Origin of the sequence: Leeuwenhoekiella aestuarii (assembly GCF_004104055.1) — a bacterium.
Lineage (GTDB): Bacteria > Bacteroidota > Bacteroidia > Flavobacteriales > Flavobacteriaceae > Leeuwenhoekiella > Leeuwenhoekiella aestuarii.
Genome location: NZ_QOVJ01000003.1, coordinates 441,883 through 455,204, shown reverse-complemented (window position 1 = coordinate 455,204; position 13,322 = coordinate 441,883). Strand labels below are relative to the sequence as shown.

Here is a 13,322-nt window from a genome sequence, read left to right as displayed (position 1 = left end):
TATTTACTTTAATTCTAAATAGTATATTTGGCCTGTGAAAAACTTTAAAGACAACTGGGAAATCACCCGAAACTGGCAACTCATTTATCCGCTATTAGGAATTCTCTTATCGTTAGGTTGCGGGTATTTAATTGCTACAAGACTTGATTTCTTTTTTGAATCGGACACTATTCAACATACAGGCTACTTAGTTGCCCTGACAATCCTTATTACCTATTTGATACTCAAAATCAGCTTGTATTGCTTTAGAAAATTGAAAAATCGATGGATTTTAGAATATCGATGGCAATTTATAGCAGTATTTATGGTTTTTGCAATTACCGGTTCTACTGCCGGTAAAATATCAAGTCCTGTGATGAATGCTATTGGTCTCGGTGGTGATTCAATTTCAGGGTGGGTCTATTGGCCACTACGCATTCTTATAATCTTTCCTATTTATCAGGTTCTACTACTTATTGTTGCCTGGATTTTTGGACAATATCAATTCTTCTATGCTTTTGAAAAGAAAATGCTTTCCAGAATGGGATTGGGTTTTCTGTTTACACGATAACTCATAGTTTACTTCTGAGGTTGCTTCTCTGGTTCATGGAATAAATCTAAAAAAGCCTGACCTAAAAATTCCACAATGACTCCTGCAGTTAAGCCTTCATAACCGGTATGATTAATGGCGATATCTGCAGCTCTCCCATGAATAAATGAACCAAAAATAGCAGCCGTTAACGGATCGTAACCTTGGGCAACCAATCCTGTAAGTACACCCGTTAGCACATCGCCACTTCCACCAGTAGCCATACCCGGATTCCCACTGGAATTCACATAATAATTTCCTTCAAAAACCACGATGGTATGAGCATCTTTACAAACCAGAATACAATCGTATTTTGCTGAGAAGGCTTCAGCTTTTTCCAATTTTTCAAAATCATCCTTCCAATCCCCAATTAAACGTTCTAACTCTTTAGGATGTGGAGTCAGTATAGAGTATTTAGGTAATAGATCAAGTAAAGCTTTGTTTTCTGAAAGGATATTCAACGCATCAGCATCCAAAACAAGCGGTGTTTCATTTACCTTTAAAAAGTCTTCAAACGCCTTTTGAGTAGATTTATGCGTACCTAAGCCCGGCCCTATCCCGATTACATCAGGATCCAGGTCAACCTGTATTTCTTCAATAAAATCCCCGTTATGTCGATCAGTAACCACCATAACTTCAGGTACAGAAGTCTGTAAAATAGGTAAACCCTGTCTAGTACTATATGCCGTTACAAGACCAGCACCAGAACTTAAACAGGCCTTATTGCTCAAAACCGCTGCCCCCATCTTCCCATAACTTCCAGCAATTAGCAATGCATGACCATACGTCCCTTTATGACTGAACTTTTGACGTGGACGATACATTTGTTGGGCTTCAGTTTTTCCTATAAGTTGGGCTTTGGTCTTAACTGAATTCAAATAATTGCGATCTAAACCAATATCTAAAACTTCCCAGTTATTGATGTATTTTCCACTTTGCGGAAGAAAGAAAACCAGTTTAGGTGTTTGAAAGGTAAGCACAACCGTTGCGCGCACAATATCAGAATCTGGAATGATCCTATCTATTGCCATCCCTGAAGGAATATCTATTGCCAAAGTATATGCGCTGCTTTCATTAATCAACCTAAATAATTGCTGTACCCAGGCATCAGCTGGACGATTAAGGCCTATTCCGAAAATACAATCCACCACTAAATCCTCTGGAGCAATCTCCGGAAAATCACCTACAGACTTTAATACTTCTGGCCACTTTGTAGTTTTCTTTTTAAGTTCTTCAAGCGCATTTAAAAAATCTTCACTTCGGTTCTCACTATAATTCACAATATAGGTTTTAACCGAATATCCGTTCTCAACAAGATTACGGGCAATGACAAGGCCATCACCTCCGTTATTCCCTATACCACAAAAGATTTTGATTTGTACCGGTTGTCCTTGCAATCGCTGATGTATGTACTGAAATGCATACCCCCCGGCACGCTCCATCAAATTAAATGATGGGATTGCTTCTGCTTGTTCGGTAGCTTTATCAGCTGCATATATTTGATCTTTGCTAAGAATCTTCATAAGGAAATGTCTGTTAATTAGATAATTCGTAAGTAAAAGCAAGATGAGCGCATTTAATTAGTGAATTTTCGGTAAAACAAGATATCCCTGATAATTCCTTAAAAATGCCTACTCAGGCTTGTGCTTCTCTGTAAAAATAATACTTTTGACAGCAACAGTTAAGTATCAATGAAAGCAAATACAAACACATATTTATCTCCTATCACGGCTACTCGTATCGTGATCGCTTTCATTATTATTACCCCTTTGGGGTATTGTATAAACATATAACTTCGCAACTGCTCGTGTTTACACGAAAACAACTCATTTTTAAATCATTTCAAACACAAAAGCCATGCGTGTTTTAAAATTTGGCGGTACTTCTGTAGGAAGTGTTGCAAACATAAATCAAGTCATCAATATCGTCGCTAAAGGTGCCGAAAAACAAAAAATAACTGTTGTCGTTTCTGCCTTGGGTGGAGTTACAGATTTATTGATGCAAAGCGGTATTCTTGCCAGTACTAAAGAAGATTATACTTCAGTTTTTGAAGAATTAGAGTCTAAACACCTCGAGTTTATTAAGGAACTTGTTCCTAATGATCAAGAAGCTGTTGCTGATATAGAAGGCTTATTAAATGACTTAAAATCGCTGTTACAGGGAATTTATCTCATCAATGAACTTTCGCCAAAAACCATAGATAAGCTTTTAGCCTTTGGCGAAATTTTATCTTCTTCAATCATTGCCCGTGCGATGTATGCTAAAGGTCTGGATGCAGCCCGTAAAGACAGTCGTGACCTGATCACTACAAATGATAAGCATACCAAGGCAGGTGTAAATTATAAAGTAACCAACAGTCAGCTGGAATACTACTTTGCTAAAGCAAAACAACAGATCACCGTTTTACCTGGTTTTATTGCCAGTTCTGCAAGCGGAGAAACCACAACTTTAGGTCGTGGAGGTTCTGATTTTACAGCAGCGATCGTTGCGGCGGCTCTAGAAGTGGAACAAGTAGAAATCTATACCGATGTTAGTGGTATGTACACTGCTAACCCTAAAATTGTAAAACAAGCTAAGCCTATAGATAACATCTCCTATCACGAAGCGATGGAGTTATCGCATTTTGGTGCGAAAGTCTTATACCCGCCAACCATCGTACCGGTGATGAGTAAAAACATCCCGATTCGTATTAAAAACACGTTGAAACCGGAAGACAAAGGAACACTCATCCAAAATCAAGAAGGAAAAAGTGATAATCCTATAAAAGGGTTAAGCAACATCAACAATATCGCTTTGCTTACTTTAGAAGGCGGGGGTATGGTAGGAATACCCGGTATCAGCAAACGTTTATTCGAAACCCTAAGCAATCAGGGAATCAACATCATCCTGATCACTCAGGCTTCTAGCGAACACAGCATTTGCTTAGGTGTGATGGAAGAAGACGCCGGTAAAGCCAAAAATGCAATTGACGAGGAATTTGAGTATGAGATTTCTTTGAATAAAATTGATCCGTTAACGCTTGAAATTGGCTTAAGCATCATTGCGCTGGTAGGTGATCAGATGAAAAGTCACCAGGGCACCAGCGGTAAGATGTTTAGCACCCTAGGTAAAAACAACGTAAACATACGCGCTATTGCACAGGGAGCAAGTGAGAAGAACATCTCTGCGGTTATCGCCCAAAAAGACGTTAAAAAGGCGCTAAACAGTCTTCACGAGCGTTTCTTTGAAGCACAACGTAAGCAATTGAACTTATTCATTACTGGAGTTGGTAATGTAGGTGAAAAATTATTGAATCAAATAGAGCAGCAACAAGACTACCTGAAGAAAAACCTAAACATCAATATGCGTGTCTTAGGATTGAGTAACTCGCGTAAAATGCTTGTTGACGAGAACGGTATCGACCTCAATAACTGGAAAGAAGCATTGGAAGGCGGTGAACCTGCAACACTTGATGGTTTTCACGAGGCTGTGGTCAACCAGAATCAACGTAACAGTATTTTTGTGGACATCACGGCGAATGCAGATGTTGCTGATATGTACGGCAAATACCTGAAGCAAAGTGTGGCTGTTGTGGCTTGTAATAAAATTGCGGCTTCTTCAGATTATGCTAAGTACAGTGAACTGAAACGCCTGAGCAACGCGTATAACGCACCCTTATTGTTTGAAACCAACGTAGGTGCGGGACTACCCATCATCGACACGCTCAACAACCTAATCGCTTCAGGAGACCGTGTGAATCGCATTCAGGCGGTGCTTTCCGGAAGTTTGAATTTTGTATTCAACAATTTTAAATCGGGCGAAAGCTTCCACGATGTGGTACAGGCTGCAAAAGCTGAAGGCTTTACAGAACCTGATCCACGTATCGATTTAAGCGGTGTTGATGTGGCCCGAAAGATTTTGATCTTAGCGCGTGAGAGCGGACTAAAAATCAATCTGGAAGATATAACCAATGAGCCGTTCCTTACTGAGAAAAACCTGAATAGTAGCGATGTGCCTCATTTCTTTGAAACGCTTAAAAAAGATGCTGCGCATTTTGAAAAACTGGTTGCAGATGCCGAAGCCAGGAACCACCGTCTCAAGTACGTGGCGCAATTGGACAACGGTAAAGCCAGCGTAGGTTTGCAAAGCGTACCCGAAGGGCATCCATTCTACGATTTGAAAGGATCAGACAATATCGTGTTGTTCTTTACAGATCGTTATCCCGAGCAACCGATGCAGATTAAAGGTGCAGGAGCCGGTGGAGATGTAACCGCTTCCGGATTGTTTGCAGACATCATTAGAACAGCAACGTTTTAAAAACTGAACTGATGAAGGAAATACGGGTTTTTTCACCAGCGACGGTGGCTAATGTAAATTGCGGGTTTGATGTTTTAGGTTTTGCACTTGACGGTCTTGGCGATGAGATGGTCATTCGCAAGGTTCCTGAAAAAGGCATCAAAATCACCAAAATTACGGGTGCAGAATTGCCTTATAAAGCTAAAGAAAATGTTGTTGGCGTTGCCGGTTTGGCAATGGTCGAAGCTTTAAATCTTGATTTTGGTTTTGAAATTGAGATTCACAAAAACATCCGTTTAGGAAGTGGTGTGGGAAGCAGCGCAGCAAGTGCAGCAGGAATTGTTTACGGTATCAATCAGTTTTTAGAAACCCCTTTGAGCAATCTGGAGCTAACCGCTTTTGGGATGAAAGGAGAAGCTGTTGCAAGCGGAAATGAACACGCAGATAATGTTGCTCCGTGTCTTTACGGAGGCTTCACGTTGATCACCGGATACGAGCCTTTAAGAATTGTTTCACTTCCGGTTCCTGAAGAGCTATATGTGACCATAATTCATCCGCATATCACCATCAAAACAAAAGAGGCCCGGGAGATTTTACCTGAGCAGGTTTCGCTTAAAAATGCGATCAAACAGACCGGAAATCTGGCCGGTTTAATCGCAGGATTATATGAAGCAGATTACGGTTTAATTGCATCAAGCACGCAGGATGTTTTGGTAGAACCATATCGAAAAAATCTGATTCCTGATTTTGATTTTTATAAGCAAACTGCTCTTAAAAATGGCGGTTTAGCGTTTGGAATTAGCGGCTCCGGCCCTTCAATGTTTACCTTAAGTAAAGGATTACAAAATGCTGGTGCTGTAGAGTTTGCATTAAAAAAGGCACTGAAAGAAAAAAATATGAAGTGTGAGAGTTACGTCTCTCCGGTTTCAAAGCATGGAAATAGAATTTTAGAACAAAAATAACCGGTAAAATCATCTCATTAGGAAATATTCCTAGCTGTAGGAAAAGTGAATTTTTAGAAAAAATTACCGCACGAATACCATAAGAATATGAACTATTACAGTTTAAACGGAAACACCCCGGAAGTAGGTTTAGAGGAAGCAGTTGTACGAGGAATTGCTCCGGATAAAGGCTTGTATTTTCCAGAAGAAATCAAGCCCCTTAATGCCTCATTTTTTGAAAATATCGAGAGCCTTTCTAACAACGAAATTGCCTTTCAGGCAATCCATCAATTTGTAGATGGCGTCATCCCGGATGCAGATCTAAAAGACATCATCGCCGATGTACTTTCTTTTGATTTTCCGGTTGTCGAACTGGAAGAAAACATCGCAACCCTTGAATTATTTCATGGCCCAACGATGGCTTTTAAGGATGTTGGTGCGCGCTTTATGGCACGTTGCCTGGGATACTTTTCAGCTCAAAAAGAGACTAAAGAACCGGTTACGGTTTTGGTGGCTACCAGTGGAGATACCGGTGGCGCTGTTGCCCGTGGTTTTTTAAATGTTGACGGTGTAGATGTGGTGATCCTCTACCCTACAGGAAAAGTAAGTGACATTCAGGAAAAACAATTGACGACACTTGGCGCAAACATTAAAGCGCTGGAAGTCGACGGTGTTTTTGATGACTGCCAGGCTATGGTAAAAACCGCCTTTCTGGATGAAGAAATCACTTCTAAACGTAAGCTAACCTCAGCCAATTCGATTAATATCGCGCGCTGGTTACCGCAGTTATTCTACTTCCTATTTGCCTACAAACAAGCAAAATCTAAAGGGAAGGAACTGGTGTTTTCAGTACCTAGCGGAAACTTTGGGAACATTTGTGCCGGTATGGTGGCTCACAAACTGGGGATGCCGGTAAGGCATTTTGTGGCTTCGGTAAACCAAAATGATATCGTACCTGAGTTTCTAAAAACCGGGGTTTACAAACCAAAACCTTCAGTCGCAACGATAAGCAACGCGATGGATGTAGGTGATCCGTCAAACTTTATCCGTATTCAAAAACTGTTCAATAACGACCTCGAAGCCCTTTCGCGGAAATTATCATCATTCTCTTACAACGATGAGCAGACTAAAGAAGCGATGCAGCACATCTACAAAGCGACCGGGTACATTGCAGATCCGCACGGTGCAGTAGGTTATTTAGGACTTAAAAACTATCTCAAAGACCATCCTGATGCCTACGGAATCTTTTTAGAAACCGCGCATCCGGTGAAGTTTTTACCGGTGGTTAATCCGGTGATTGATGCAGAAATTGCGATTCCCCCACAAATTGAAGAAGTTATGCATAAGGAAAAGCACGCTACGGCCATTAAAAACTACGAAGAATTTAAGTCTTTTTTGTTGGGCTAGTCTCCCTCGTTTTAAATGCAGTTTTGATACATTTGTGCTCTTAAAAAATCACAGATGAAAGCTACTGCACTTACTAAAATACACGAAGCTCTTGGAGCTAAAATGGTTCCGTTTGCCGGATACAATATGCCTGTTTCTTATGAAGGCGTAAATGCTGAACACGAAACCGTGCGCAACGGCGTCGGGGTTTTTGACGTTTCGCATATGGGCGAGTTTCTGGCAATTGGAGAAAAAGCACTCGATTTGCTTCAAAAGGTGTGCAGCAACGATATTGCTAAGCTAAAAGTTGGCGGCGCCCAGTACAACTGCCTACCTAACAATGAAGGCGGAATCGTAGATGATTTAATTGTGTACCACATTCGCGAAAATGAATATTTGCTGGTAGTCAATGCTTCTAATATTGAAAAAGACTGGGAATGGATCAGCAGCCATAACGAATTCGGCGTTGAACTGAAAAACATTTCAGACAACTTCTCACTTCTGGCTATTCAGGGACCAAAAGCTATTGAGGCGATGCAGTCGCTAACTGACACGGATCTTTCGGCTATTAAATTCTACAATTTTGAAGTAGCTCCTTTTGCAGGAATAGACCATGTGATCATCAGCGCAACCGGCTATACCGGAAGCGGTGGATTTGAGATCTACTGCCATAACGAATACGCAGAGCAACTCTGGGAAAAAGTGTTTGAAGCCGGAAAAGATTTCGGCATTAAGCCCATAGGTCTTGCCGCACGCGACACCTTGCGCCTGGAAATGGGTTATTGCCTGTATGGAAATGATATTGACGACACCACCTCTCCTATTGAAGCCGGACTGGGATGGATCACGAAGTTCACTAAAGACTTCGTTAATTCTGAAGCTTTAAAGGCCGAAAAAGAAAACGGTCCTGAGCGCAAACTCGTAGGTTTTGAATTGACTGAACGCGGAATTCCGCGTCATGGTTATGAGATTGCAGATGCAAATGATACGATTATTGGCGTAGTTACATCTGGGACAATGTCTCCGTCTTTATCGAAAGGTATTGGTCTGGGGTACGTCAAAACAGATTTAGCAAAGACTGACACTGAAATTTTCATCAAAGTGCGCAATAAAAACATACCTGCTAAAGTTGTAAAACTGCCTTTCTATAAAGGCTAAAACTTAAAATTTATCCCTACACAAAATACACATAGAATATTAATTCTGGGAGCCAGTGGTTTCTTGGGTGGCGCACTGTATAAAGAATTACACCGCTACTACGATACCTATGGCACGTATCATACGGGGAAAATTTATTCAGACAATCAGCATTTCATTCATTTTGATGTCACACAAGACAGTATTTATGAAGTCCTGAATCAAGTAAGACCTACTTTGGTTATTTCTGCATTAAGAGGAGATTTTGAGGGTCAGGTTGAAGCGCATGAAGATTTGTGTGATTTTGCACAGCGCACCGGTATTTTTGTGATCTACTTATCTTCAGCTAATGTCTTTGATGCCTTTACCAATTACCCCAGTTATGAGTTTGACAAAACACTTTCTGAGAGTAAATATGGAAAGTTAAAAATACGTTGTGAAAATTTTTTACTCAATTTCCTACCGGAAGAACAATACGCAATCATCAGGTTGCCTATGGTTTTTGGAGTTAATTCACCACGGATTAGACAGATTAAAAATGCAGTTTTACTTCAGGAACAAGTTGAAGTTTTTCCGCATTTAATTATGAATACCACCACAGACCGAAAGCTGGGGCAGCAAATACATTTTATCATAAACAGAAAGCGTTTTGGAATCTTTCACTTAGGCAGTAATGACCTCATTCATCATCAGGAATTTATTAACGAAATCATTGCTAAACTTGACTTAAAAATCAAACCGCAATTTAAACTGGTTTATACATCTAACTTTGATAGGTATTTGGCTGTTTTGCCAAAAGACAACAAATTACCCGGTCATTTGAGTATTACCAATGAAGAAGTAGTCGCTGAATCACAGGTTTATTAGAAAATATATGAAACTCAAAAAACTGTTTCTTTATACGGGTTTACTAATTCTACAAGTAGTTGCTTTAAAATTCATAGCCCGTTTTCCACAGTTTATTGAGACCTATTACAGCAATGGTTTATACCAGTATTCTTCAAAATTATTTAGGTATGTTTTGGGCTGGATTCCCTTTTCTTTTGGAGATGTGATGTATGCTGTAATTATAATCTACCTTGTTTTTTCCATCGTAAAACTATTTAGAAAACGCTTTAGAAACGGCTTAAAATTTCTAACGGAAGGACTTCTTTTTGCCAATATTATTTACTTCAGTTTTCATTTACTTTGGGGTTTAAATTATTACCGGCTTCCACTGCATCAAGCTTTAAATATAGATAAAGAATACACTACTGAAGAATTGATAAGTCTCACCCAAAGACTCATAAAAAGATCTAATGCACTCCATAAGGAGTTACAAGAAAACGACAGCCTTCCTGTCGATTTTCCGTACACGCTAAATGAAATTTTCAAAGAAACCCCTAACGGTTATGAGATCGTAGAAAACAATTTTCCGAAATTAGACTACACACCAAAAAGTATTAAAAACTCATTATTTCGACTTCCGCTGAGTTATATGGGTTTCGGAGGCTACCTCAATCCCATTTCGCAAGAAGGTCAAGTAAACGGATTGCTACCTGCTCATCGCTGGCCACTGGTAAGCTGTCATGAAGAGGCGCATCAACTGGGTTTCGCTAAGGAAAATGAAGCCAATTTTATTGCAGTAATGGCAACCACCAATAATCCCAATCCATACTTTCAATATTCGGGTTGTATTTTTGCTTTGCGCTATTGTCTTAATGATGTGTATGCCCGTAATCCTGACGCTGGTGAATTACTCACTAAAATTATACGTCCCGGTATAATCGCAAACTACCGCCAATCCCGAGATTTTTGGATTGAATATCAAAATCCCTTAGAGCCGCTTTTAGCTAAATTTTATGGTGGCTACCTTAAAGCCAATAACCAACCCGCTGGTATGCAGAGCTACAGCTATGTTGTTGCATTGCTTGTAAACTATTTTAAAGGAAATTCTCAAATTCTCTAAGCGTTAAAAATTTCTTAATTACGCTCAAAAAGTCCTAAAGAAGCCAGCCATAACTTAATTTAGAAGGATTCTCTTAAATTAAGTTAAATTATGAACAAAAAACTATTCTTGACCGGATGGTTATTATTCATGTTCTGTCTGGTTTCAGCACAAGAATATTTTCCGGTAAACGATGGGGTAAAAACCATCAACACGAATTACACATTCTTTAAAAATGCAACGCTGCATCCTTCTCCGGGAGAAACTATTAAAGACGGAAGCCTCCTCATTAAAGATGGCAAAATAGTTTCGGTAGGAAAATCTGTAAAAGCTCCTAAAAATGCTGTTGTTATTGACCTGCAAGACAAACACATATATCCTTCGTTCGTTGAAATGTATTCTACATTTGGGGTTGAAGTTCCTAAAAGACAAGGAGGCGGTCGCAGTCCTCAATACGAACCAACACGCGACGGTTATTACTGGAATGATCATATACGGGCAGAGACAAATGCATTAAACGATTTTAAATATGACAACAAAGCTGCTGAAGACTTATTAAAAGCTGGTTTTGGTGTAGTGAGTTCACATAAAGCAGATGGTCTTGCGCGAGGTAATGGTATTCTTGTAGCTTTAAATTCTGACGGAAATACTGCTGAGCGTTTGATAGATACCCGCTCTGCTCAGTTCTTTTCTTTTGATAAATGTAATCTTTCACAACAATCGTATCCAGGTTCTATCATGGGTGCTACTGCACTCATAAGACAAGTATTTGTAGATGCAGATTGGTATGCAAAAGGAAATGTAGATACTCGAGATCTTTCACTTGAAGCATTAAACGCAAATATGGATTTACCGCAAATCTTTGTGGGTAATGGGCTTTATGACGATTTACGCATAGCCAGTCTTTCTAAAGAGACCGGAGTTCCATTTACCATTGTAGGCGGTGGTGATGAGTATAAGCGTATTGACGAAGTCAAAGCTACGCAAGCTTCTTACATAATTCCTGTAAATTTTCAAGATGCTTATGATGTTGAAGATCCGTATCAGGCTGACTATGTTAGTTTAAGCCAAATGCTAGAATGGAATCAAGAACCTACCAATCCTGCCAAACTACAGGATGCCGGATTGAAGTTTGCGATTACAACAAATGACCTTAAGTCTCCAGATGAATTATTTCCGATGCTTCGTAAAGCCTTTAAATACGGTTTAAAAGAAGAAACAGCATTAAAGGCTTTAACTACGATACCGGCAGAATTACTTGGCAAATCTGACGTTTTAGGAGCTTTAAAACAAGGAGCTTGGGCAAATCTGCTGATAACCTCAGGAAATATTTTTGATGAGGAATCTATAGTTTACGAAAACTGGGTTCAAGGTTCTCAAAACATAATTAAAGATGCTTCAGTTATTGATATTGATGGGAGCTACACTTTGAATGTAAGCGGCAAATCCTATGAAATGACTATCTCTAAATCTACCGAGAAACCTTCGGTAACCGTTAAAAATGGAGATACCAAATTAGGTTCAAAGATTGGTTACACAGATGGATGGCTGAATGTTATGTTTACCGGTATTGATTCCGACACAAAAGAATACACACGCATCATCACACAAGTAAGTGCGACAACTCCCTGGAGTGGGAAAGCAATTCTTCCTGATGGAAAAGAAACCAGTTTTACCGCTACTAAAAAAGCTGATTCAGAAACTGAAGAAAAGAAAAACGAAAACGATGATAAAGAAGAAACTTCTCCAGTAGTTATACCCCTCACCTATCCTAATGTTGCTTACGGGTATGATAAAAAGCCAGAAGCAAAAACTATTTTATTTAAAAACGCAACTGTCTGGACAAACGAAGAAGCAGGAATTCTTGAAGAAACCGATGTTTTAGTAAAGAATGGAAAAATAGCTAAAGTTGGTAAAGATCTTAGTGCCGGCGGTGCAATGACCGTAGACGCCACAGGAAAGCACTTAACAAGCGGAATTATAGATGAACATTCGCATATTGCTGCATTTTCAATTAACGAGTCGGGTCAAAACTCCTCAGCTGAAGTTCGTATGAAAGATGCTGTGAATCCTGATGACATAGATATCTATAGAGATCTTGCTGGTGGTGTTACAACCATTCAGTTACTTCACGGTTCTGCTAATCCTATAGGCGGTCAATCTGCAGTAATGAAACTCAAATGGGGTTCCAGTATTGAAGAGATGGTTTTAGACGAAGCCAAATTTATCAAATTTGCTTTAGGGGAAAATGTAAAACAATCCAATTGGGGTAGCTACAGCAGATTTCCTCAAACCCGTATGGGAGTTCAGCAGATGTTTACAGATTATTTTCAGCGCGCCCGGGAATATCAAAATAGAAAGAATAGTGGCAAGCCTTTTCGCAAAGATTATGAGATGGAAACCTTATCTGAAATCTTAAATGCAGAACGCTTTATTACTTCGCATTCTTACGTGCAAAGTGAGATCAATATGTTGATGAAAGTAGCTGACAGCTTTGATTTTAGAATCAACACATTTACACATATTCTTGAAGGGTATAAAGTTGCAGATAAAATGGCAGAACACGGTGTTGCTGGTTCTACCTTTAGCGACTGGTGGGCTTACAAATATGAAGTTAATGATGCAATACCCTACAATGCAGCAATTATGTGGAGTCAGGGAGTCTTAACAGGAATCAATAGTGACGATGCAGAAATGAGCCGTAGATTGAATCAGGAAGCTGCAAAAACAATGAAATATGGTGGTGTCCCTGAAGAAGAAGCCTGGAAGTTTGTTACATTAAATCCGGCCAAAATGTTACATATAGAGAACCGCACCGGTAGTATTAAAGAAGGAAAAGACGCCGATCTTGTACTTTGGTCAACCTACCCAATGTCTGTAAGTGCAGTTGCTGAAAAGACTTTAGTAGAAGGTGTTGTTTATTTTGATATTGAAAAAGATAAAGAATTGAAGCAAGAAATAGCTGAGAAAAAGAACAAATTGACTACAATGATGCTAGGTGCCAAGAACAAAGGTTTAAAAACGCAGCCTGCTAAAAAAGATGAAAAACAGCGTTTAGATTGTGACACATTAGAAACCTTAAACTAAT

The 13,322-nt window shown here is 39.6% G+C and carries 9 protein-coding genes; 8 read left to right on the top strand and 1 reads right to left on the bottom strand.

The features are described 5' to 3' along the window. Positions 1-34 precede the first annotated feature (34 nt). Positions 35-550: a DUF6787 family protein gene (locus tag DSM03_RS10875; RefSeq protein WP_128760542.1), complete on the top strand. Its 516-nt coding sequence runs from the start codon at positions 35-37 to the stop codon at positions 548-550. 8 nt (positions 551-558) lie between these two features. On the opposite strand, the gene DSM03_RS10870 is transcribed toward DSM03_RS10875, so the two are convergent. After that, the gene (locus DSM03_RS10870) at positions 559-2,091 is read right to left on the bottom strand and encodes an NAD(P)H-hydrate dehydratase (RefSeq protein ID WP_128760541.1); all 1,533 of its coding nucleotides are present in this window, start codon (positions 2,089-2,091) and stop codon (positions 559-561) included. A gap of 334 nt (positions 2,092-2,425) precedes the next feature. Between DSM03_RS10870 and thrA the strand changes: the two genes are divergently transcribed. The 7 genes from thrA (at position 2,426) to DSM03_RS10835 (ending at position 13,321) form a co-directional block, all read left to right on the top strand. Further along, positions 2,426-4,864 (top strand): bifunctional aspartate kinase/homoserine dehydrogenase I, encoded by a 2,439-nt coding sequence (gene thrA, locus DSM03_RS10865; protein WP_128760540.1) that lies wholly within the window; start codon positions 2,426-2,428, stop codon positions 4,862-4,864. Positions 4,865-4,875: 11 nt separating this feature from the next. Next, positions 4,876-5,805: a homoserine kinase gene (locus tag DSM03_RS10860; protein WP_128763167.1), complete on the top strand. Its 930-nt coding sequence runs from the start codon at positions 4,876-4,878 to the stop codon at positions 5,803-5,805. A gap of 87 nt (positions 5,806-5,892) precedes the next feature. After that, on the top strand, positions 5,893-7,191 hold the full coding sequence (thrC, locus tag DSM03_RS10855) for a threonine synthase (RefSeq protein ID WP_128763166.1): 1,299 nt from the start codon (positions 5,893-5,895) through the stop codon (positions 7,189-7,191). A gap of 54 nt (positions 7,192-7,245) precedes the next feature. Beyond that, a complete protein-coding gene (gcvT, locus tag DSM03_RS10850) occupies positions 7,246-8,328 on the top strand; it encodes a glycine cleavage system aminomethyltransferase GcvT (RefSeq protein ID WP_128763165.1) in 1,083 nt (360 codons plus the stop codon). A 36-nt stretch (positions 8,329-8,364) separates the two neighbouring features. Next, entirely contained in the window at positions 8,365-9,174 is an 810-nt protein-coding gene (locus DSM03_RS10845) for a sugar nucleotide-binding protein (RefSeq protein WP_128760536.1), read from the top strand. Between the two features lie 7 nt (positions 9,175-9,181). Then, positions 9,182-10,255 carry a DUF3810 domain-containing protein gene (locus tag DSM03_RS10840; protein WP_128763164.1) on the top strand — a complete coding sequence of 358 codons (1,074 nt, stop codon included), beginning with the start codon at positions 9,182-9,184 and terminating at the stop codon, positions 10,253-10,255. Positions 10,256-10,345: 90 nt separating this feature from the next. Beyond that, positions 10,346-13,321: an amidohydrolase family protein gene (locus DSM03_RS10835; protein ID WP_201740428.1), complete on the top strand. Its 2,976-nt coding sequence runs from the start codon at positions 10,346-10,348 to the stop codon at positions 13,319-13,321. Position 13,322: the final 1 nt, after the last annotated feature.

Bases quoted from the DNA above. Each gene is read 5' to 3' on its own strand.
- thrC (WP_128763166.1), top strand. From the start codon at position 5,893: ATGAACTATTACAGTTTAAACGGAAACACCCCGGAAGTAGGTTTAGAG.
- gcvT (WP_128763165.1), top strand. From the start codon at position 7,246: ATGAAAGCTACTGCACTTACTAAAATACACGAAGCTCTTGGAGCTAAA.
- DSM03_RS10835 (WP_201740428.1), top strand. From the start codon at position 10,346: ATGAACAAAAAACTATTCTTGACCGGATGGTTATTATTCATGTTCTGT.
- DSM03_RS10870 (WP_128760541.1), bottom strand. From the start codon at position 2,091: ATGAAGATTCTTAGCAAAGATCAAATATATGCAGCTGATAAAGCTACC.
- thrA (WP_128760540.1), top strand. From the start codon at position 2,426: ATGCGTGTTTTAAAATTTGGCGGTACTTCTGTAGGAAGTGTTGCAAAC.
- DSM03_RS10860 (WP_128763167.1), top strand. From the start codon at position 4,876: ATGAAGGAAATACGGGTTTTTTCACCAGCGACGGTGGCTAATGTAAAT.
- DSM03_RS10840 (WP_128763164.1), top strand. From the start codon at position 9,182: ATGAAACTCAAAAAACTGTTTCTTTATACGGGTTTACTAATTCTACAA.